Source organism: Streptomyces spectabilis, from assembly GCF_008704795.1.
Lineage (GTDB): Bacteria > Actinomycetota > Actinomycetes > Streptomycetales > Streptomycetaceae > Streptomyces > Streptomyces spectabilis.
The window spans coordinates 87,104-109,276 of record NZ_CP023690.1; the positions used below are offsets into that span (position 1 = coordinate 87,104).

16 protein-coding genes are annotated in these 22,173 nt (G+C 75.3%); 8 read left to right on the top strand and 8 right to left on the bottom strand.

Annotation, left to right across the window (positions count from 1 at the left end; genetic code table 11):
* Nucleotides 1–12: 12 nt before the first annotated feature.
* From CP982_RS00375 to CP982_RS00400, 7 genes are all read left to right on the top strand, one after another.
* Nucleotides 13–1,104 carry a thiamine pyrophosphate-binding protein gene (locus tag CP982_RS00375; protein ID WP_245004340.1) on the top strand — a complete coding sequence of 364 codons (1,092 nt, stop codon included), beginning with the start codon at nt 13–15 and terminating at the stop codon, nt 1,102–1,104.
* Nucleotides 1,104–1,643 (top strand): thiamine pyrophosphate-dependent enzyme, encoded by a 540-nt coding sequence (locus CP982_RS42295; RefSeq protein ID WP_245004341.1) that lies wholly within the window; start codon nt 1,104–1,106, stop codon nt 1,641–1,643. Before CP982_RS00375 ends, CP982_RS42295 begins: the two co-directional genes overlap by 1 nt.
* A 101-nt stretch (nt 1,644–1,744) precedes the next feature.
* On the top strand, nt 1,745–2,200 hold the full coding sequence (locus CP982_RS00380; RefSeq protein WP_150508601.1) for a nuclear transport factor 2 family protein: 456 nt from the start codon (nt 1,745–1,747) through the stop codon (nt 2,198–2,200).
* 68 nt (nt 2,201–2,268) lie between these two features.
* Complete coding sequence (locus tag CP982_RS00385; protein WP_150508602.1) at nt 2,269–2,880, top strand: DJ-1/PfpI family protein; 612 nt, start codon at nt 2,269–2,271, stop codon at nt 2,878–2,880.
* The gene (locus CP982_RS00390; protein ID WP_150508603.1) at nt 2,877–4,709 is read left to right on the top strand and encodes an AGE family epimerase/isomerase; all 1,833 of its coding nucleotides are present in this window, start codon (nt 2,877–2,879) and stop codon (nt 4,707–4,709) included. Before CP982_RS00385 ends, CP982_RS00390 begins: the two co-directional genes overlap by 4 nt.
* Nucleotides 4,710–4,844: 135 nt before the next feature.
* Nucleotides 4,845–5,189: an STAS domain-containing protein gene (locus CP982_RS00395; protein ID WP_150508604.1), complete on the top strand. Its 345-nt coding sequence runs from the start codon at nt 4,845–4,847 to the stop codon at nt 5,187–5,189.
* A 119-nt stretch (nt 5,190–5,308) separates the two neighbouring features.
* Entirely contained in the window at nt 5,309–7,807 is a 2,499-nt protein-coding gene (locus CP982_RS00400) for a sugar phosphate nucleotidyltransferase (RefSeq protein ID WP_150508606.1), read from the top strand.
* A 177-nt stretch (nt 7,808–7,984) separates the two neighbouring features.
* Here the strand turns inward: CP982_RS00400 and CP982_RS00405 are convergent, their stop codons facing one another.
* The 4 genes from CP982_RS00405 to CP982_RS00420 all read right to left on the bottom strand — a co-directional run bounded on the left by CP982_RS00405 (nt 7,985) and on the right by CP982_RS00420 (nt 12,262).
* On the bottom strand, nt 7,985–8,704 hold the full coding sequence (locus CP982_RS00405) for a DsbA family oxidoreductase (RefSeq protein WP_150508607.1): 720 nt from the start codon (nt 8,702–8,704) through the stop codon (nt 7,985–7,987).
* The gene (locus CP982_RS00410) at nt 8,701–9,942 is read right to left on the bottom strand and encodes an acyltransferase family protein (protein WP_245004342.1); all 1,242 of its coding nucleotides are present in this window, start codon (nt 9,940–9,942) and stop codon (nt 8,701–8,703) included. The genes CP982_RS00405 and CP982_RS00410 overlap by 4 nt, the downstream gene beginning before the upstream one ends.
* Nucleotides 9,939–11,357 (bottom strand): MFS transporter, encoded by a 1,419-nt coding sequence (locus CP982_RS00415; RefSeq protein WP_150508608.1) that lies wholly within the window; start codon nt 11,355–11,357, stop codon nt 9,939–9,941. The genes CP982_RS00410 and CP982_RS00415 overlap by 4 nt, the downstream gene beginning before the upstream one ends.
* 302 nt (nt 11,358–11,659) lie before the next feature.
* Nucleotides 11,660–12,262, bottom strand: a complete 603-nt coding sequence (locus CP982_RS00420) for a TetR/AcrR family transcriptional regulator (protein WP_229879765.1) — start codon at nt 12,260–12,262, stop codon at nt 11,660–11,662.
* 955 nt (nt 12,263–13,217) lie between these two features.
* Between CP982_RS00420 and CP982_RS00425 the strand changes: the two genes are divergently transcribed.
* Nucleotides 13,218–14,405, top strand: a complete 1,188-nt coding sequence (locus CP982_RS00425; RefSeq protein WP_150508611.1) for an IS701 family transposase — start codon at nt 13,218–13,220, stop codon at nt 14,403–14,405.
* 56 nt (nt 14,406–14,461) lie between these two features.
* Here CP982_RS00425 and CP982_RS00430 read toward each other — a convergent pair whose 3' ends face one another.
* From CP982_RS00430 to CP982_RS00445, 4 genes are all read right to left on the bottom strand, one after another.
* The gene (locus tag CP982_RS00430; RefSeq protein ID WP_150508612.1) at nt 14,462–15,196 is read right to left on the bottom strand and encodes an SDR family NAD(P)-dependent oxidoreductase; all 735 of its coding nucleotides are present in this window, start codon (nt 15,194–15,196) and stop codon (nt 14,462–14,464) included.
* 439 nt (nt 15,197–15,635) lie between these two features.
* Nucleotides 15,636–16,364, bottom strand: a complete 729-nt coding sequence (locus CP982_RS00435; RefSeq protein WP_245004343.1) for an NAD(P)H-binding protein — start codon at nt 16,362–16,364, stop codon at nt 15,636–15,638.
* 1,595 nt (nt 16,365–17,959) lie between these two features.
* Nucleotides 17,960–18,577 carry a ScbR family autoregulator-binding transcription factor gene (locus tag CP982_RS00440; RefSeq protein ID WP_150508613.1) on the bottom strand — a complete coding sequence of 206 codons (618 nt, stop codon included), beginning with the start codon at nt 18,575–18,577 and terminating at the stop codon, nt 17,960–17,962.
* 1,817 nt (nt 18,578–20,394) lie between these two features.
* Nucleotides 20,395–20,928 (bottom strand): GNAT family N-acetyltransferase, encoded by a 534-nt coding sequence (locus CP982_RS00445; RefSeq protein ID WP_150508614.1) that lies wholly within the window; start codon nt 20,926–20,928, stop codon nt 20,395–20,397.
* Nucleotides 20,929–22,173: the final 1,245 nt, after the last annotated feature.

The following is a 22,173-nucleotide window of genomic DNA, read 5'->3' on the forward strand; positions in this document are numbered from 1 at the left end:
GAGGAGACGCCCATGCCCGCCAGGCCCGCGAAGGCCGCGGTGTTCGAGCAGCTGGCCGCCGACGGTGTGCGGCATCTGTTCGGCAATCCCGGCACGGTCGAGCAGGGTCTGCTGGACGTGGCCGCGGACAGCGCGGTCGGCTATGTGCTGGCCCTGCACGAGAGCGTGGCGGTGGCCATGGCCGACGGCTACGCGCGGGCCGCGCAGCGCCCCGGCGTGGTCCAGCTGCACAGCGCGGTGGGCCTGGGCAACGCGATCGGCATGCTGTACCAGGCCAGGCGCGGCTCCTCTCCGCTGGTGGTGCTGGCCGGGGAGGCCGGGGTGCGCTATGCGGCCCTGGACGCGCAGATGGCCGCCGATCTGGTGGCCATGGCCGGGCCGGTCACCAAGTACGCCGCCCGGGTCCTGGACGCCTCCTCGGTGCTGCGGGAGCTGCGCCGCGCGGTGAAGATCGCGATGACGCCGCCGCGCGGCCCGGTCCTGGTGGTGCTGCCGGCCGACGTCCTGGAGCAGGAGACCGGGGAGCCGGTGGTGCCCGCCTCGCTGCCGCACACCCGCAGCGCCCCGGAGCCGGCCGCCCTGGCCCGGGCCGCGCGGCTGCTGGCGGCCGGGCGCCGGCCGCTGATCCTGATGGGTGACGGCGTCGCCGCCAGCGGCGCCCAGCAGGCCCTGGCCCGGGTCGCGGAGAAGCTGTGCGCCCCGGTGTGGGGGGTGAACTCCTCCGAGGTCAACTTCGATGCCGGGCACCCGCTGTTCGCCGGCACGCTGGGGCACATGTTCGGCGCCGACAGTGCGCGGGTGGTGGCCGGGGCGGACGCGGTGCTGATCGTGGGCACCTATGTGTTCCCCGAGGTCTTCCCCGAGCTGGACAGCCCGTTCCAGCAGGGCGCGGCGATCGTGCACATCGACGCCGACGCCTATGAGATCGCCAAGAACTTCCCCGTCGATCTCGGCCTGGCCGCGGACCCCGCCCTGACCCTGGAGGGCCTGGCCGACCACCTGGAGCGCCAGACGGGCTTGCCGCAGCGGGCGGCGGCCGGGCAGCCGCCGCCCGGCCGGCCGCGGCGGCGCCCGCCCGGCCGCCGGCCGGGGACGGTTCGCTGATGGACTGTTTCGTGCGGGTCCTTGCCGCCCAGGCCCCGCCCGACCTGGTGGTGTTCGACGAGGCGCTGACCGCCTGCGGGCCGCTGCTGCGCCATCTGCCGCCGCGGCGGGCGGGCAGCTACTTCCAGACCCGCGGCGGTTCGCTGGGGGTGGGCATCCCCGGCGCGCTGGGCGTCAAACTGGCCCGCCCCGAGCTGCCGGTGGTGGCCTTCACCGGCGACGGCGCCAGCATGTACACCCTCCAGGCGCTGTGGACGGCGGCCCGCTACGGCATCGGGGCCGCCTTCGTGATCTGCAACAACCGCCGCTACCGGCTGCTGGACGACAACATCGAGCGCTACTGGGCGCAGCTGGGCATCGCCCCGCGCGCCCACCCCGAGGCCTTCGACCTCTCCCGCCCGGACATCGACTTCACCGCCCTGGCCGCCGCCCTGGGCGTGCCGGGGCGGCGGGTGGACAAGCCCGGCCAGGTCCCCGGCGCCGTCCGTGCCCTGCTCGGCCACCAGGGCCCCTACCTGGTGGACCTCGACACCGCCTAGCCCCCTGGCCCCCGCCGCCGGGCCCGCTCCTCCCTCCCCCTCGCGGGAGGGAGGGCGGGGCCGGGGGCGGGTGCCTCCCCGTGGAGCCAAGGAGCCCGCCCATGCCGCACGTGCAGACCCCGCCCGCCCCGCACATCACCACGGCCGCGATCCGCCGCCTGGTCACCGGCTGGTACCGGGCGCTGGACCGGCACGATCCGCTGCACGAGATCACGCCGATGGTCACCGACGACGTGGTGCTGCACCTGCCCGAGGGCGCGGTGCACGGCCACGACGGCCTGGCCCGGTGGTACCGGGACGTCACCCACCGCTTCTTCGACGAGCAGCACACCCTCACCTCGCTGGAGGTGCGCCTGGCCCAGGGGCCCTGCGCGGAGGTGGACCTCGTCGTCAACTGGCAGACCAAGGTGTGGGACCCGCCGGGCGCGCGCAGCACCTGGCTGGGCTTCGACGCCCACCAGCGCTGGACCGTGGCCCAGGGCGGTGACGGCCGCTGGCGCATCCGCACCTACACCGTCACCGCGCTGGCCCCGATGCCCGGCTCGCCCCCGCTCTGAACCCTTCTTCTGCGGCCTCGCGGCCCCGCTCGCCTGTCTCCCACACCACTGACTCCGGGATCGTCCACATGGCAATCGTCAAACCCCTGCCCACCGGCCGGCTCGCCGGCAAGCGCCTCGGCATCCTGCTGGAAAGCGGCTACGTCGAGGAGGAGATCGCCTACTACCAGCGCCGCTTCGCCGAGGACGGGGCCGAGGTCACGCTGCTGACCCGGCTGTGGGGGCTGTCGTCGATCACCTTCACCGGCCAGGGCCACCAGGCCCCGCTCACCGTCGAGGGCGACCTGGAGGCGGTCGACTTCCACGAACTGCTGCAGTACTCGGCGCTGATCGTGCCCTCCGGGCAGGTCGCCGAGCGGCTGCGCTACAGCGAGGACGTGGAGCAGATCTCCCCCGCCCTGGAACTGCTGCGCCGCGCCTTCAGGGTGCCCAGTGTCCTCAAGGCGTTCTCCTGCCACGGCCTGCAGCTGCTGTCCGCCGCCCCCGAGCTGCTCCGGGACCGGCCGGTGACCTGCCACAACAACGTGGCCGGCGATGTGCGCAACATGGGCGCGGTCTACCTCAACCAGGACCTGGTCGTCGACCGTGACCTGATCACCTCGCGGACCGTGGAGCACTGCCATCTGCTGGCCCGCACCGTCATCGAGCGCCTGGACATCCCCGCCCGGGCGGCCGCATGAGCGCGCCCGCCCAGCTGCCCTTCTCCTTCTCCGACCTGACGGCCGGTTATGTCACCGGGCGGCTGGGCAGCCGCTTCACGCTCACCACCCTGGACGGCCGCGAGGTGCTGATCCATCTGAGCGCGGCCACCACCGGCCAGCGGCTGCGCAACCTCGGCGAGCCCTACCAGGACGTGAGCGGGCAGCTGGCCGACCTGCTCACCCCGGGCACGCAGGTGTTCGTCTACGGGCCCATCTACCCCAGCGGGACGGGCCTGTTCTTCCAGGCCGACCGGGTGGTCATCGCCTCCGGCGCGGGCGGTGTGCCGCCCTGGCAGCAGCCGGGCTGGTGGACGCGCCAGCTCACGGAGCTGGCCTGCTTCTACCGGCGCTCACAGTTCGGCGCCGGGGCGGTGGACTTCGCCGAGTACCGCACCGAGATCCACGGCAGCGGCCACAAGACGGCCCAGCACATCCAGGAGACCGACACCCTCTCCCGCCTGGTCTACGGCATGGCGTCCGCCTACACGCTCACCGGCAACGAGGACTTCCTCGACGTCGCCGAGCGCGGCGCGCGCTATCTGCACGAGCACCTGCGCTTCGAGGACCCGGAGGAGTCCACCGTGTACTGGTACCACGGTGTGGACGTCTCGGGTCCGGTGGAGCGCAAGCTGTTCGCCTCGGAGTTCGGCGACGACTACCGCGCCATCCCCGCCTACGAGCAGATCTACGCGCTGGTCGGCCTGGCCCAGACCTACCGGATCACCGGCGATCCGGTCATCCGCCAGGACCTGGAGGCGACCGTCAGGCTCTTCGAGACCGCCTTCCACGACCCGCGCCTGGGCGGCTACTTCTCCCACATCGACCCGGTCACCCTCAGCCCCCACCACGACAGCCTGGGCCCCAACCGCTCGCGCAAGAACTGGAACTCGGTGGGCGACCACGCCCCCGCCTATCTGATCAACCTGTACCTGGCCACCGGCGAGGACCGCTACCGGCGCATGCTGGAGCACACCTTCGACATGATCGTCACCCATCTGCCCGACCGCTCCCGCGGCGCGGGCGTCTTCGTCAACGAGCGCTTCCACGCCGACTGGACCCCCGACCACGACTGGGGCTGGCAGCAGAACCGCGCGGTCGTCGGCCACAACCTGAAGATCGTGTGGAACCTGATGCGGATGCACGCCGTGCTGCCCAAGCGCGAGTACCGCCAGCTGGCCGAGCAGCTGGCCGCAGCCCTGCCCGCGGCGGGCCGCGACGGGCAGCGCGGCGGCTGGTACGACGTCCTGGAGCGCGAGGCCGAGGACGGCCGGCACGCGTTCGCCTGGCACGACCGCAAGACCTGGTGGCAGCAGGAGCAGGCCGTCCTGGCCTACCTCATCCTGGCCGGGTCCACCGGCCAGGACGGCTACACCCGGCACGCGGACGAGGCGGCCGCCTTCTACAACGCCTTCTTCCTCGACCACGACGAGGGCGGCGTCCACTTCACCGTCCTGGCCAGCGGCATCCCCTACCTGCTGGGCAACGAACGGCTCAAGGGCAGCCACGCGATGGCCATGTACCACAAGGCCGAACTGTGCTACCTCGCCGAGGTCTACACCCGTCTGCTGATCCGGCGCGAGCCGCTGAACCTGTGGTTCAAACCGCACGGCGGCCAAGGCTTTCCGGGCGGGCTGCTGCGGGTGGCCCCCGACCTGCTGCCGCCCGGCCGCGTCGAACTCGAGTACGTCCTGATCGACGGCGCGCCCCACGACGACTTCGACGCCGCCGCGATGACCGTGCGCCTGCCCGAGCGCGAACGGCGCATGACCGTCCAGGTCCGCCTGCGCCCCACCGCCCCCGGCCCCTGACCCCCTCCCCCTCTTCCCCCTTCTCCCTCCTCTCCCTCCTCTCCCTCCTCTCCCTCTTTCTCTCCTCTGTGTGTTCCGCCGCCTTTTCGTTGCTGACGTCCGTATCGCACTTGACGACCTCAAAGGGATGACGTGATGAGTTTCGAGGCCTACTTCGGCTTCACCGGTGACACCGCCACGATCTACCTCAGCGGGGACCTGACCGACAAACGGGTGCCCGCCGTACGCACCCTGATCGAGCAGGCCCTGTCGCGCCCGGTGAACCGGCTGGTGCTGCGCATGCACGGGCTGACCTCGCTGTCCGCGGCCGGGGTGCGCTGCCTGTGCTGCACCCAGCAGCAGCTGCCCGCGGGCGCGCAGATCGTGGTGGACGGCGCCTGCGACAGCGTCCGCCGCGTGCTGCAGGCCAGCGGCTTCGCCCAGGCCGTCACGCTGATCGAGGGCTCCCTGAGCCTGCCCGACGAGCCCGCCGCCGCCTGACCCCCACCCCTCATTTCCCGGACCCGGCACCCCCCCCCGCCTACCGCTGCACCCCGCACACCCCCGTACGTCCGCACACCGCGCGGCACCCGCGCCACCCCAAGGGAGATTGTTTCGACATGAAGGCTGTTGTGATGGCCGGCGGCGAGGGCTCACGGCTGAGGCCGATGACCTCGGACCTGCCCAAGCCGCTGCTGCCGGTCGCCGACCGGCCGATCATGGAGCACGTGCTGCGCCTGCTCAAGCGCCACCGCCTGGACGACACCGTCGTCACCGTGCAGTTCCTGGCCTCCCTCATCCGCGAGCAGTTCGGGGACGGCAGCCAGCTGGGCATGCGCCTGAGCTACGCCACCGAACCGTATGCGCTGGGCACCGCGGGCAGCGTGAAGAACGCCGCCGACCTGCTGGGCGACGAGCCGTTCGTGGTGATCTCCGGTGACGCGCTGACCGACATCGACCTCACCGACCTGATCGCCTTCCACCGTGCCAAGGGCGCGCTGGTGACCGTGTGCCTGACCCGGGTGCCCGAGCCGGTGGAGTTCGGCATCACCGTCGTCGACGGCCAGGGCCGCGTCGAGCGCTTTTTGGAGAAGCCCACCTGGGGCCAGGTGTTCTCCGACACCGTCAACACCGGCATCTATGTCATGGAGCCGGAAGTCCTGGACTACGTCGCCCCGGGCGAGAACGTGGACTGGTCCAGCGACGTCTTCCCCCGCCTGCTCGAAGAGGGCCGGCCCGTCTACGGGTACGTCGCCGAGGGCTACTGGGAGGACGTGGGCACCCACACCAGCTATCTGCGCGCCCAGGCCGACGTGCTGGGCGGGCGGGTGGGCGTGGAGCGGGCCGGGGTGGAGCTGTCCCCCACCGTGCGGGTCGACGCCACCGCCCGCATCCACCCCACCGCCCAGCTGACCGGGCCGGTGTATGTGGGCCCGCACGCCCAGATCGGGGCGGGCGCACGGATCGGCGAGCACACCGTGGTGGGCGCGCACGCGGTCGTCGACCAGGGCGCCCGGCTGCACCGGGTGGTGGTGCACCCGCACGCCTACCTCGGCCCCGGCGCCCGCCTGCGCGGCTGTGTGATCGGCCGCAACGCCAGCCTGCGCCGCGAGGTGCGCATCGAGGAGGGCAGCGTGCTGGGGGCGGGCTGCGTGGTGGAGGAGGAGGCCTCGGTCGCCGCCGACGTGCTGGTCTACCCGGGCAAGACCATCGAGGCGGGCACCACCGTCAACGACAGCCTGGTCTGGGAGGCGCGCGCCACCAAGTCCCTGTTCACCCCGCGCGGGGTGCGCGGGGTCCTCAACAGCCAGGTCACCCCCGACCTCGCGGTGCGCCTGGCCAGCGCGTTCGCCACCACCCTGCCGCGCGAGGGCCAGGTCGCCGTGGCCCGCGACCACGGGGTGGCCGCCCAGGTGCTGCTGCCCGCCATGGTCTCCGCGCTGCGCGCGGCCGGGGTGGGCGTGCGCGACCTGGGGCACGTGCCGCTGCCGCTGGCCCGCCGGCACACCGCCGCCGACGACAGCCACGGCGGCATCGTGGTCACCACCACCCCCGGCAGCGAGGAGAGCGTCGACATCGTCTTCCTGGACGCGCACGGCATCGACCTGTCCCCCACCGCCCAGCGCGGCCTGGAGCGGGTCTTCAGCCGGCGCGAGTACCGGCGGGTGCTGTCGGGCGAGATGGGCCGCCTGCACACGGCCCCCACCAGCATCGAGGAGTACGCCGACACCCTCACCGGGCAGCTGGGCACCCTCGGCGGCCACCGCCGCCTGAAGGTCGTCATCGACGCCGCCTGCGGCAGCACCGCGCTGACCCTGCCCGCCGTCCTGGGACGGCTGAGCATCGAGGCGCTGACCGTCAACAACGCCCTGGTGCCCGCCTCCAGCACGGAGACCGCCGCCGAACGGCGGGCCGCCCTGCACACCCTGGGCCACTTCGTGGCCACCTCCGGCGCCGACTTCGGGGTGCGCTTCGACCCCACCGGGGAGCGCCTGTCCCTGGTCGACGAACGCGGCCACATCGTCGCCGACGACCGCATCCTGCTGCTGCTGGTACGGCTGCTGACCTGCGAGGCCGGCGGCGGGCGCACCGCGGTGCCGGTCACCGTCAGCCGCGCCGTGGAGCACACCGCCCGCGCCCACGGCGGCCAGGTCCGCTGGGTGGCCACCGCCCCCGGCGACCTCAACCGGGCGGCCGCCGGCGGCGGCTTCATCCTGGCCGCCGACGGCGAAGGCGCCTTCGTGCTGCCCGAGTTCAGCATCTACGCCGACGGGGTGGCGGCCTTCGTCAAACTCGCCGCCCTGCTCGCCGCGGACCACACCAGCCTGAGCGAGCTCATCGCCCCGCTGCCCGCCGTGCACGTGCGCCGCCGCGACCTGCCCACCGCCTGGCGCATCAAGGGCCAGGTCATGCGCACCGTCGTGGAGGCCGCCAGCGGACGGCAGATCGACACCACCGACGGGGTGCGCGTCACCGAGGACGACGGCCGCTGGGCCCTGGTCCTTCCCGACGCGGCCGCGCCCATCACCCGGCTGTGGGCCGAGGGCCCCGACCCGGCCGCCGCCGACGCGCTCCTCGACGAATGGAGCGCCGCCGTGCGCGGCTCGGCCGCCGCCTGAACCCGCGCCCCCCTTTTTCGGGGCCCGCCGGACCGGAGACAGCAGCGGCGCGGCCGGCGCCCGCACCACCAGGAGGCACCTGGTGCGCGGGCGCCGGCCGCGCCGCTTCCCCCTGCCCGCCCCGCCCCGCCCCGGCCGGGCCGGGCCGGGCCGGGGCGGGGCGGGGCGGGGCGGGGGTCAGGTGCCGTGCAGGCGGGCCGGGCCCGCCTGCGGGCGGGCCTTGGGCACCGGCGCGGGAAGCGGCATCCCGGGCGGGGCCTGGGTGGTCATGTCCCACACCCCCGCCGGGGCCGGCGCGGCGGGTGCCGTGCCGGCGGCGATCGCCTCGTCCACGGCCCCCGCCAGCTCGGCGGCCGTGGGCACCCCGTCGATGCGCCGCTGCCCGGCCACGATCACCGGCACCATCGACACCTGTGCCTGGCCGCGCGCGTGCGCCAGGCCCTGCTGGTGGGCGCGGGCGTAGCGGGCCGACATGATGGCCGCGCGGAACCCCGCCCGGTCCAGGCCCGCCTCCACCGCGAGCGCGGCCAGGACCGTGGGATCGGAGATGTCCTGCCAGTGGTGGAAGTAGGCGCCGAAGACCAGGTCGGTGTAGCGGGCCCCGGCGCCGTGCTCGGCCGCGTAGCGGTAGCCCAGCAGCGCCATCCGGGCCCGGCGCAGCGGGGTGCCCGGCGGCCCGGCCAGATGCACGCCGCGTTCGGCGCCCAGCGGGCGCACCGAGTTCTCCCACACCCCGCGCGGGTACTCCCCGGCCTCCTCCACGCAGTTGGGGTTGACCTCGAAGGGATGGAAGGCGGGGGCGGCGTCCTTGCCGTCCAGCGCCCTGGCCAGCACATGCCGGGTGATCAGGCTGTAGGGACAGATGAAGTCGAACCAGACGTCGATCGTGACGGTCATCGGGCCTCTTCGGACGCGGGCGGAAGAACCGGACGGGCAGCGGGCGCGGGGCCTTTCGCCCCGCGGGCCCGGGGCAGCGGGCCGCGGGCAGACGGGCGCGGGCGGGGGCGGGGGCGGGGGTGGCCGAAGCGGCGCAGCAGGGGCTGCTCGACGGCGGTGTGCATCGCCCAGGCCAGCACCAGGGTCAGGGCGGCGGCGGCCATCAGCAGCCCGGCCGCCGCCGGGGTGGAGAAGGCGCGGTGCTCGCCCAGCGCGCGGTGGCCGTGGAACTGCACCAGGCGGTGCAGCAGGTAGAAGGCGAAGGACACCTGTCCCAGCCAGACCAGGGGGCGGGCGGCGAACGGGCTGGGGCGGCCGCGCAGATCGGCCTGGGCGCCGGCGGCGACCAGCCAGGCCAGCGGGAGCACGCCGAGGGCGGCGATGCCGTAGGCCACCGGGGCGGCCAGGGCCGCGGTGTAGGCGCAGGCCAGGGCCAGCAGCGGGGGCCACAGCCCGGCGTGGGGCAGGCGGCCGGTGCTCACCAGGCGGGCCATCAGCATGCCCAGGACGAACTCCGCGGCGCGTACCGGCGGGAAGGCGAGCAGGAACCAGTAGTGCTCCTCGCTGATGGCCAGCCAGTGCAGGTGCGGCCCGGCCGGCCACAGCGCGGCGGCCGCGAGCGGCATGAGGGCCACGGCCGCCGCCAGGGCGGCGGCCCACCGCCACAGATGTTCGGGGCGGATGCGGCGCACGCCCGCCCACAGGGCGGGAAAGGCCAGGTAGAACAGGGCTTCCGCGCTCAGTGACCAGCTGACCGGGTTGGCGCTGAGGATGACGTCGGCATCCGGCCACCAGGCCTGCACCAGCAGCAGGTTGGGCAGCAGCCCGGGCCGGGGCAGGCCGGCGGCGGCCAGCAGCACCACGGCGGCGGCCAGGGTCAGCAGATGACTGGGGTAGATCTTCCACAGCCTGCGCCGCCAGAAGGCCCGCCAGGTGTCGCGGGGGCGGGCGGAGAAGGCCAGCACGAAGCCGCTCAGCACGAAGAAGAACGACACCCCCGTCCAGCCGGCCTGGCTGACCGCCTCGGCGAAGGCGTCGTTGACCCGCCGGTCGGCGAAGAGGTTCTCGTAGGAGGCGTGGAAGCAGAACACCAGCAGCGCCGCGGCGAACCGCATCCCGGTCAGCGACGGCAGCCGCCCGCCGCGCACGGCAGGCCGCGCCGCGGGCCGCGGGGCGGGCGGCGGGGCGGGGCCGTTCACCGGTGCGGGCCGGGCGCGCGGGCCGGGCCGGGGGCGGGGTGCAGCAGGCGGGGCGCCAGGGCCAGCGCGGTCAGGGCCAGCAGCGCGGCCACCGCCAGGCCGGCCCCGAACGCCGCCGGGTCCGCCGGGTGTCCGCCGCCGCGGGCGGCGAAGGCCAGGCCGGTCAGGGTGACGCCGAGTGCCATGCCGAGCTGGGCGGCGGTCTCCAGCACCCCCGAGGCCGCGCCCGCGAGCCGGGCGGGCACCTGCTCCAGGGCGGCGGCGAACAGCGGGCTGACCCCCAGGCCCTGCCCGAAGCCGATCACGGCCAGGCAGGCCGGCAGCACCGCGGTGTGGGTCCGGTCCGCCACCGCGGCGGCCAGCAGCGCCAGCGTGCCCGCGGCGTTGAGGGCGTAGCCGGCCACGAGCAGCCGGGGGCCGATACGTTCCTGCAGCCGCGGGGCCCCCAGTGAGGCCAGCACGAACATCACCGCCAGCGGCATGAAGCACAGTCCCGCGCGCAGCGCGCCGTAGCCCAGGACGGTCTGCAGGTGCAGGGTGAGCAGGAAGAACAGGCCCGCGTTCCCGGCGAAGAAGGCGACGGCAAGCGCGCTGCCCGCGCCGAAGCGGCCCCCGCTGAACAGGCCCGGGTCCACCACCGCCTGCCCGCCCCGGCGGGCCAGCGCCCGCTCGTGGCGCCAGAACAGGGCGGCCCCCGGCAGCGCGGCCGCCGGCAGCACCAGGCTCCACACCGGCCAGCCGGCCCCGTGCCCGAGCGTGAGCGGCACCAGCAGCGACACCAGGGTCCCGGCCAGCAGCAGCGTGCCCGTCCCGTCCAGTGCCGCGCCCCGCCCGCCCCGCCCGCCGCGCCGGCCGCGGCGGCCGGTGCTGTGCGGCGGGCGGCGGGCGGGGGGCAGGGTCAGGGCGGCGCCCAGCAACAGCAGCAGCCCCAGCGGCACGTTGAGCAGGAAGACGGGGCGCCAGGACAGGCCGAACAGGTCGGCGTGCAGGAGCAGGCCGCCCAGGAGCTGGCCGGCCACCGAGGCGCCGCCGATGGTGGCGCCGAACATAGCGAAGGCGCGCACCTGGCGGCGGCCGGTGAACGCGGTCTGCAGCACGGACAGGACCTGGGGGTAGAACAGGGCGGCGCCCAGGGCCTGCACGGCGCGGAAGGCGATCAGCGCGGGCGCCGAGGCGGCCAGGCCGCAGGCCAGGGAGGCGGCGGTGAACAGGGCCAGGCCCGCCAGGAACAGCCGCCGGGGGCCCCACAGGTCGCCCAGGCGGCCGCCGGCGACCAGGAACAGGCCGTAGGCCAGCAGATAGCCGGAGACGGTCAGTTCGGCCTGGGCGAAGCTGGCGCCCACCCCCGCGCGCACGGCCGGCAGCGCCACGTTGACGATGAACCCGTCCATGACCGCCAGGAAGGTGCCGCCCATCACCACCACCAGCAGCAGCCCGTCCCGCCGCCGTGCCCCCGCATCAGTGCCCGTGCCCGCCTCCCTCTCCGGGGCCGGGTCCGTCGCCGTCTCCGGGTCCGTCTCCGGGTGGGGGCCGGCGGCCGCGGGCGGGGCGGCGGGGGCGGGGGCGGGGGTGCGGGGGGCTCGGGCTCGGCGGGGGCGACGACGTCTGTGTCCGCCACGGGGCAGCTCCTTGCAAAGACACCGGCAGCAGGGGGTGCTTCCCACCCTCGGCGGCCACGGGCGGTGCGGCAACGCCGACTTGCGCAAGACGCAGCCGCCTACCCCTGGCGCCCGCACCGGATGCCGTACAGGGCCAGCTCCCAGATCCGCGCCAGCTGTTCGGGGGCGCTCTTGCAGGTGTCGCAGCCCTGGGCGGCGCAGCTGCGCAGGTAGGACTCCACCCCGGCCACCAGGTGCCCGACCAGGGCCAGGACGGTGCGCGGGTCGCAGCCCGCGCGCAGCTGGCCCGCGGGCATGGCCTCCAGCAGCCCCTCCACGGCCGGCAGCCAGGAGGAGGGCCACGGCGCGCCCTGCGGTGCGCTCTCGCGCTCGCGGGTCAGGCGGGCGGCGGCGCGCACCACCGCTTCCTCCTGGAGCAGCGCGGCCAGCTCCAGGGTGAGGTCCACGACCGTCTCCAGGGCCGCCTCACGGCCCGTCAGCAGCCGCTGGACGGCGTCGCGGGTGACGGTGAGCCCGCGCAGCTGCACGGTGTCGGCCAGCTCGTCCTTGGTGGGGAAGTGGAAGGTCAGCGCGCCCATGGAGATGCCCGCCGCCTTGCTGATCCGGCCCAGGGAGGTGCCGTGGAAACCGGCCCGGTCAAAGGCCTCGGCGGCGGCCTGCACCAGAGCCTCGCGGGTGCGTGCGGCGCGTTCCTGTTTCACTGTCGACTCCCTTGGGGACGTGGGACACCCCCGCGCACCACAGACCGGCGCAGGGGGGTGAAGGCGGTACATGAGCGGTCGGAGCGGGGCGCACGGCCGGCGCGGACGGCGGGCCCGCGCGGCCGGGCGGCGGGCCCGGCCCGCGCCCCGCCGCCGCGGGCCCCGGTGCCCGCCCGCCGCGGGCCGGGGACCGGCGCCCCGCGGGGCGCCCGCGCGGGGCCGCGGGCGGTCCGGGCGGAGCCGCGGGCGCCGCGGGCGGGCCGGCGTGTCCGGCCGCCGGCCCCGCCGGACACGGCGAAGGCGCCGGACACGCCGGGTGCGGCGGATGCGGCGGGTGCGGCAGATGCGGCGGACACGCCGGATGCAGCGGATGCGGCGGATGCGGCGGGCGGGCCGGGTACGGGGGCGGGAGCGGGGGGCTGCCGGTCCGGCCCGGGGCGGCGGGCACCGCCGGTGCGGGCCCGGGCGCCGTGTGCACCCGCCTGTGCGCCACCGAAGCCTCCCTTCCCCGCGACCGACGTACCGGACTTTGAGCCTCCGACGCGAAGAGAGCCACCACAACGCCAACGTGGGAAAGCCGCAGGGTTCTTTTTCCCTCCCCACTCCCCCTCTTTCCACAGTTTTTCGCCCTTTCGTCCGACCGGACACCGAAGGCCCGGACTCTCCCGCGAATCCCCCGAAGCCCCACACCACCCCCACCCGCCGGGACCGCACGGCCCACCGGGCGGCGGGGCGGGAGGGGGCGGTGCGGGCAGGGTGCCGGGGCGGCGTGCAGGGGCCCGCGGGGCGGGGCGCGGGCGGCGGCGCGCGGGGCCGGGGGGTGCCCGCGCGGGCGTGAAGTCCCGTGCCGGGCGCCGGAGTTCACCAAGTCGCACCGGTGCGCTCCCCGCTCTCGAAAACAAAGCGAACGTTCGCTACGCTTTTTGGGTCGGACACGTCACGGAGGGGAACGACCATGGCCGGACAGCAGCAGGTGGGGGTGGCGTCAGCGGCGGGGGGCAGTGATCCGCTGCCGGCGTTCGCCGCGGCGCTCTTCGGGCATCTGCCGCGCGCCGATCAGCGGCGCTGGGCGCAGGGGTATCTGCAGGGACTGCTCTCGACGCCGGGCAAGAAGTCGGTGCGGCGCCTGGCGGCGGCGATCTCCGATTCGCCCACCGCCTCGCAGTCGCTGCAGCAGTTCATCAACGCCAGTCCCTGGGAGTGGGACCCGGCCCGCAAGGAGCTGACCCGGTATGTGGAGCAGCGGGGCGCCCCGCGGGCGTGGATCATCGCCACCGCGGTGCTGCCCAAGCGCGGCGGGCACTCCTGCGGGGTGCACCGCCGCTTCGTGCCCGAGGCCGGGCGCACCATCAACTGCCAGCTGGGCATCGGGGTGTTCCTGTCCCTGGGCGAGCTGCAGCTGCCGGTGGACTGGCGGCTGATGCTGCCCGAGCAGTGGAACGCCGACGAGCGGCTGCGCGAGCGCGCCCGGATCCCGGCCCTGGCCCGGCACCGGCCGCTGTGGGCGCACGCCGCGGACCTGGCGGCCACCCTGGCCCGGCGCACCCGGCACACCCCGGCGCCGGTGGTGGCCGACATGAGCGACCACACGGACGTCGCGCAGCTCATCGAGCAGCTGCACCGCCAGGGGCGCGCCATGGTGGTCTCGGTGCCGCCGGGCATGGGGGTGTGCCCGGCCACCGCCCGCACCACCGCCGCGCACCTGGGCGCCCACAGCCCCGGCGGGGCGCGGCAGTTCCTCTACCAGCACAGCACCCGCCACCCGCACGTGGTCACCGTCACCACGCCCGAGCACGGCCAGCGCCACATCCGGATCCTGTCCGGCCTGATCCGCCTGCCCGGCACCGCCCACACCCTGCGGATCTTCACCCAGTGGCGGCCCAGCCTGCAGCGCCCGGCCCGGGTGTGGGTCTCCAACCTCTTGGACGCGCGCCTGGACGAACTCATGGCCCTGGCCCAGCTGCACACCCGCACCCGCGCCACCATGACCCATCTGGAGGACGAGTGCGGGCTGCTGGACTTCGAGGGCCGCTCCTACCCCGGCTGGCACCACCACATGACCCTGGTCTCGGCCGCCTACGCCTACAGCCGCCTGTGCGCCCCGGCTAGCGCCGCCGCCCCGCCCCTGCCCCGCACCGCCTGACCCTCCCCGGCCCCCGCCCGGGGGGCGGCACTCCGGGCGGGGGCCGGGGGGTGGGGTCAGGCGGCGGTCCAGCCGCCGTCGACGGCCATCGCGGCCCCGGTGACGAACGAGGCCCGGCCGCTGCACAGCCAGGCCGCGGCCTGCGCCACCTCCTCGGGGCGGGCCATGCGCTTCTGCGCGGAGCGGGCCACGAAGGACTCCTCCAGGGCGGGCGCCTGGGCCAGGACATCGTCCATCAGCTCGGTACGGGTACTGCCCACCACCAGCGCGTTGACCCGGATGCCCCGGCCCCCGTACTCCTCGGCCGCGGCCCGCGTCAGGCCGATCACCCCGTGCTTGGCCGCCACATACGGCGCCGCCGCGCCGGTGGCCACCACCCCCGCGACACTGGCGGTATTGACGATCGCACCGCCGCGCCCGCCCGCGAGCATCTGCGTGACCTGCGCCTTCAGACAGTTCCAGGCCCCGCGCAGATTCACCTCCACGATCCGGTCGAACACCTCGTCGTCCGTCTCGTGCAGCCGCGTGCCCGCGGTCGCCCAGCCCGCGTTGTTGAACGCCGCGTCCAGCCCCCCGAAGACATTGACCGCCTCCTTCACCACCCGCACCGCGTCCTCGGCGACCGTGACGTCCCCCGCCACCGCCAGCGCCCGCCCGCCGCCCGCCTCGATCTCCCCGGCCAGCGCCCGCAGCCGCTCCTGACGCCGCGCCATCAGCACCACCGCCGCCCCCTCCGCCGCGAACAGCCGCGCCGCGGCCGCACCGATCCCGCTCGAGGCACCCGTAATCATCACCGTCGCCCCGCCCAGCAGACCCCGCCCCGCTCCCAGAACATCCCTCACCAGCAAACCCCTCCCCGATCCGATCCCGTATGAGTCCCGCACCCGCACCGGCCCCCCGGCCCACGGACACACCGGCGTACCGGCGTGCTGATGTGCCGGTACGCCGGTGCCGGTGTACCGACTTGCTGACGTGCCGACGTACGGATGTGCCGACGTGCTGGTGCACCGGCGTACTGGTGTGCCGGCCTGCCGGGGTGTCTGCGCACCCGGGCCCGGCGGCCGCAGACGCCCCGGGCGGGCGGATCCCGCACACCGGCAGCAGAAACCTTTCCCCGCCCCCGGACCCCACAGGCCACAGGCCGCAAGCCCCTGTCCCCGGGCCCGGAAGGGGAAGCGGTGCCCGCCGGGCGGCGGGGCGCGGGCGCCCGGCCCCCTGCCCGGGGCCGGGCTAGCGGAAGAAGCGGGCATGGCGCCGGGCCCAGTCGGCGAAGTCGGCCGGTGCGCGGCCCGTCACCTGCCGCACCGCCTGGCTCACGCCCGCCTTCGCCCCGGCCCGCTGGCGTTCGGCGCTCTCCAGCAGGGCCCGCGCATACGGTTCGGGATACCGCGCGCGCCACAGCCGCCACGCTTCCTGCACGTCCAGTTCCTCGAACCGCAGCGGCCGCCCCAGCACCCGCGCCAGCACGGCCGTCTGCTCCCGCGCGCACACCGGCCCCGGCCCGGTCAGCTCGTAACAGCGCCCCGCATGGCCCGGCGCGGTCAGCACCCGCGCGGCCACCGCCGCCACATCCGCGGGATCCACGCACGCGTTCACCGACGCCCCGTACACCGCGCGCACCACCCCCTGGCGCCTGACCGACGGCGCCCAGCCAAGCGCCTTGGACATGAACGCCCGCGGCCGCAGCAGCGTCCACGGCAGACCGCACGCCCGCAGCCGCTCCTCGCACGCCCGCTGCCAGCACGTGATCACATCCCCCGCGCCGGGATCCGTCACCGCGAGCGCGGACAGCTTCACCACATGCCCCACCCCCGCCCGCACCGCCGCCCGGAGCACCCGCTCATCGTGATCGGGGCGCAGCGGGTCACTGGTGATCAGCAGCAGCGCGTCCCCGCCCGCCAGCGCCCGCTCCAGCGAGCGCCGGTCGGCGAAATCGGCCCGTACCTTCTCGCCCCCCACCCCGCCCGCGCCGCCGCCCGCGGATCACGCGTCAGCGCCCGCACCTCATACCGCGCCTCCAGCATCTCCACCACCAGCCGCCCCACCGTCCCCGAAGCCCCCGCCACCACCACCCGCACACCACCCGAACCGCCCCCACCACCACGCCCACGCCCACGCCCGCCTCCGCCTCCGGCACGGGAGCCGGAGCCAGTGCCGAGGCCAGGGCCAGTGCTGGAGGCGGGGCCGGTGCCGGAGGCGGTGCCAGGGTCGGAGGCGGTCACACTGCCCGCTCCACGTATCCCGCCCACACCCCCCGCATCACCTGCATCACCTGCATCACCTGCACTGCTCCCGCCACCCGCACCACCAACACCTCCCCCACCACCTGCACTACCAGCACTTCCCCTGGCGCCCGCGCCACCGGCGCCGCCCCTGGCGCCCGCACCGGCTGCCGCACACATACGGCCCGTATCCCCCGCACCGCCCCAACTGCCCCCGCCCCCGGCACCGCCCTCGCCCGCCGCGCCAACTGCCGTACGCCTACGGCCCGTGCCCCCGCCACCGCCCGGGGCACCCGCGCCGCGCTCCGGGCCCCCCGCGCGGACGCCGACATGGGCGCTGTGGGGGCCCCGGCCCCTCAAGTCCGGGTACGGCGCGCCGCCCGAAGCCCCGCCGCCCGCACCGCATGCACCGACCGCGCAGCCGGTACCGGCCCCGCCGTCCTCGCCGCGCGGGCCACCCGCACCGGCTGCCGCACACGCACCGCCATCACCACACCCGCCCCCCGCACCGCCCGCAACACCCGTACTCCCCACATCACATGAGGCATCCGCGCCGCCCGCACCACACCCGCTGCCCGTCTCCCCCGCACCACCAGTACCGCCCCCGCCACCGGTACGGCCGCTGCCGCCTCCGCCGGCCCCGCCACGCACACATCCCGCGCCGGCCGCCCCACCCGCAGGGCCGGTGCCGCAGCTACTGTCCACACCACCCGGACCGTCCCGCCCGACCTCGCGGCCGGCAGTGACCGCACTCCCCGTACGGGCGACGGCACCGACAGCCCCCGCACCGCCTGTACCAGCTCCACCACGCCCGCCACCCGCACGGCCCGCACTGCCAGCCCCGCACGCACCACCAGCACCGCCCGGCCAGCCACCTGCACCCTCCGGACCACCCGCACCCGATACCCCGTCAACTCCCCCGGCCCCGCCCGCCCCGCCCGCACCGGCCGCACCGCGCACGCCACCCGCACTGGCCGCACTGGCCGCGCTGGCCGCACTGGCCGCACTGGCCGCACTGGCCGCACTGGCCGGGCCGAACGCGCCGCTCACCCCCTCGGCACCCCCCGTACCACCCACGCGGTCGCCGCCACCGGCACCGCCCGCACGGCCGCCTCTACGGCCGGCGAGGTCCGCGCGGGCACCGAGGTCCGCGCGGGCGGCACGGTCCGTACTCCCCTCACGGCCCGCACCGCCCACGGCATCCGCCTGGCCCGCGCGCTGGGCACGACCGGCCCGGCCCGCGCGGCCCGGCCCGTCCGTCTTGTCGTCCGTCTCGCCCCGGGCTGTGAACGCCCCTGCCGGTAACGACACCCCCGCCCCCTCTTTTGTCGGCTACTGGCCCCGGCCGGGATCCAGATCGATCGCGGCCGCGGCCTGCGCGCACGCGATGCCCGGCAGCAGCAGCTGCCACATGTGCACGATCCGCTGCGGCAGCGACGCCGTCGTCCCGGTCAGATGCGCGTGCTGCTGCGTCCCCGTCATCGCCCCGACCACGAACTCCGCCACCACCTCGGGCTCCACCCCCGGCGCCAGCTCCCCCTGCTCGCGCGCCACTTCCAGCCAGCCCTGGAAAATCTTCTCCCACTCGTAGAACGACGTGTCGTCCTCGATCCCGTGGCTGCGCTGCTCCACCGCCAGCCGCACACCCGCCCGCAGCAGCGGATTCACATTCAACTGATGCGCCCACACCAGCGACAGGTCCACCAGCCGCTGCAGCCCCTGCGAATGCACCCGCGGCACCATCACCTCCGGCTGCGCGCGGATCACCGCACGCGCCAGCGCCTCCTTGTTCTCGAAATGGAAGTAGACGGCCCCCAGCGTCACCCCCGCCCGCCGCATGATCTCCCGCATACTCGCCCCCCGGTACCCCAGCTCGTCGAAAGCCAGCGCCGCCGCCCGCAGAATGTCATCCCGGGTCTTCACAGCACGCTCCTGCTTGGGCTCCACCATCGAGCGTCCCCTGCCCTTCCTCGCCACAAAAACGAACGGCCGTTATTTTACGCCCCGCCCCGCCCCCGCACCAGGCCGCCAACCCCACCCAAACCCACCCCCGGACACCTACCCCCCGGCCCCGCCACCCGGCCCCCGCCGGATCACGCCAACACCCCCGGCACGATCAACACCCCCCCAGACACCCCCGGACGGCCCACACCCCGCCCCCCGGCACCGGGCGGGCCGACTCCACGGAACAGCAGTCCGGCACGACGAGACCACCGGCACAACAGGCGGGCCAGGCCGCACAGTTGCAGACAACAGGCCGCGCCCGGCCGGACCCGCACAGCACAGCCCGCGGCCCGCGCCAGCGCATCCCCCAAGCCCCGCAGGCAGCCGCGCGCGGCGGCACCACCGGCCCCGCCAGGACCGGTCCGGGCAGAGCAGGCCACCGCCCGCACCCCGAAGAACCCGCAACAGGCCTGCCCGGACAGGCACATGCGCTGACGGGCACAGCACCGGACACGGCCACCGCCTCCCCCGGGGAGCGGCCGGGACACAGCCAGCAGCCTTCCCGGGCAAGCGACCGGACGCGGCGGCGGCCTCCCCGGGTGAGCAGCCCGGTGCGATGGCTGCTTTCCCCGGTGAGCGGCCGGATGCGGGGGCAGTATGAGCGGGCCGTGCGCCGGGACGGGCAGCATCTTCAGGCCGCTGCCGTACGCCTCCGCCGGGCCACCGGCCCCGCGGCCGCAGCCGGCACACCGCCACGAGCCACCGGCATCCGGCCCCGCGCCCCTGGAACCCGCCGCCGGACCCGGCCCGACCCGGGCCCCGCCGCCCCGTACTGCGCAAACCGGCCACCCGCCCGAAGACACCGGCACGGACACCGCACCCGGACGCCGACCCACCGCCCGCAGCCACAGCAACACCCGGCCACCGACACCCCCGCCCCCGCCCCCGCCCCCGCCCCCGCGAGCCGGACAGAACCGGAACCAGACCCGCCCGGACTCCAGCAACCTCCCCCCCGGGGGGGGCGACCCGGCCTGCCGGAACGCCGCCCGTCCCCGGCACGACGGGAATCCCTGAAATCCCCACCCCCTGCTAAGGGGTAGGTCAGACCTGCTCATCTGGGTTCCCCGCCCTGAGCCAGCCGGCCCGTGGTGGAGTGCCGCAGCGGAGCGGCCGCCCGATAGGGCGGGGCGAGTTGTCCAGGGTGAGCGAAGCTCAGCGCGCAGCGCCGCCGCAGGCGCCCCTGGCCCCCCGGCACGGCCCGCGCCCTGCATGAGCGGGCGGCCCCGTTCCTCGTTGTTCGACAGCAACCGAATGGGGAACCCGAGCGAGCCCGGGGCATTCCGCCGGTTTCCCCTCACGCCCCGGCCCGGCAGTTGGCCACCGGCCCCCGCTCACCGACGGACCCGGACCCACGCCCGGCCCGCGGCGGACCACCGGCACACCGCCGCACCCGGTGGACGGTGACCGCACCCCGGAAAAACCGGAACCGGAAAGAGAACACCCCTCCCGCCGAACCACACAGCCACGGCCCCGAGGACTTCCGCCGCACCGAATCACCGCACGCCCCGCCCCGCGCGCCCGCTCGGTACCGGCCCCGACAGGAGCGCCCCGCACCCCGGCAGCGGCCGCAGTCCCGCGAAAGCGAAGACCGGCGACAGCCCGCCAGCCCGCCAGCCCGTCGGCCCGTCAGGGAAAAGGCACCATCCGCCGCCCGCAGGCGGCGGATGGTGCCGCGGCCGACGCCCCCCGGGGGACGCAGGAACAGGAGCCAGAAGCCAGGGGCAGGGGTCAGGGGTCTTGTGGCGGCCGGCGGCCGGGCCGGCTCACGCCTGGAACTCGGTGAGGTCGATGCCGTGCACCCGCACCGGATAGCCGTACACCGGGTGCGCCATCTCCCGCTCGGGCACCATCCCGAGCTTGCGGATGACGTTCTCCGAAGCGCTGTCCCCCACCCGGCTGACACTGATCACACGGTCCAGACCCCGGTCCTGCAGGGCGAACTCCAGCGTGGCATGGGCGGCCTCGGAGGCATACCCCTGCCCCCAGAACTGCGAGCCGATCCGCCAGCCCACCGCCACCCCGGGCAGCACCTGCGCCAGCGCCTCGGGCACGGACAGCCCCGCAAAACCGATCAGCTCACCCGAGGCCAGCAGCTCGACGGCGAAGAGCCCGAAACCCTCCTCGTCCCACTCCTGCTCCCACCGCTCGATGTCCTCGGCCGTACGCTCCAGGTCCCGCACCGAACCGTCCCCGATCCAGCGCATGACCCGCAGGTCCGCATGAATGTCCGCCATCGGCACAAGGTCATCGTCCTGCCAGCCACGCAGCAGGAGACGGGGAGTACGGATCTCAGTCATCCCCCCATCCTGCCCAACCCAACACCCCCACCACCAATCCAGACCCCACCTCCACCCCACCCGCACCCGCACCCGCACCCGCACCCGCGTGGAGTCCACCGCGACACCCCCGTTCAGGCCCCGTCCGCACCAGCACGGTGAACACCCGCCCCAGGCACCCTCGGCGCCCCGTCTCCGCAGCCGGCTCCAGACGCCCCGCCCGGTGCCGTACCCCTCCGGCACACAGAGCCACGGCCCTCCGGCCCGGAACCCGGACGCAACCGCGCCGCTCACCCCGCGGCAGCCACGCCACCGGCCACCGCGCACCGGCGCCCGGCCCGGGAGCAACGGCCCGTCTCCGCACCCGCCACCCACCCGCCCGCCCGCCACGCATCCGCCGGCAACACACCCGGACCGGCAGCCAGCCGGCCCCAACGAAGCCGCCCGGACGCCACACCACCCGCAGCACGCGCGGCACACCAACCACCAGACACGGCCAGGCCGACAGCCCGACCACCGGCGCAGGCACCGGCAGCACCACCGGGCCACGAGACCGCTGGGGCAGCACGGCCGGGCAACGAGACCGGGGCCACGGCAGCCCGCCCCGGCACCACGGCCCTCCGCACCACCCCGGCCCGGCCCCCTGGACAGGGCCGGGGCCGCGCCCTTCACCCCCAGCCGGCCGCCCGCACCGACAAGAACGTTGGCCCGCCCGCACCCCTCCCGCCCCGAAGCCCCTCTGGCGCACCCGCCACAACAGCGCGCAAGCTGACCCGCATGGACTGGCTGCCCCTGCTCTCCACCCTGACCGGAGCCGCGATCGGCATCATCGCCACCCTCCTCGCCGAGCGCAGCCGCTGGAAACACGAAGACGCCAAAGACGCCCTCCGGCTACGGCTCGACACCTACACGCAGTACACCACCACCGTCAAAGTCCTCGGCGAAACCCTGCGCGCCCTGGCCGCACAAGAACACCCCTCCCCCGGCCACCGGGCACACGCCCTCAACGAAGCCTTCCGCACCTCCGACATCGCCACCGCATCCGAACGCCTCTGGCTCACCGCACCCGAACCCGTCATCCACGCCGCCGACACCGTCTTCCACTGCCTGCGAAACATCCGCGACAGCTACATCAACGGCACCCCCGTCAGCAGCCCCGAAGACCACACACACTGGCAAACACGCGCCACAGCAGCCGCCCACATGCGCACACTCATGCGCAAAGACCTCGGCATCACCCCCTCACCCCACACCACACCACCTGAA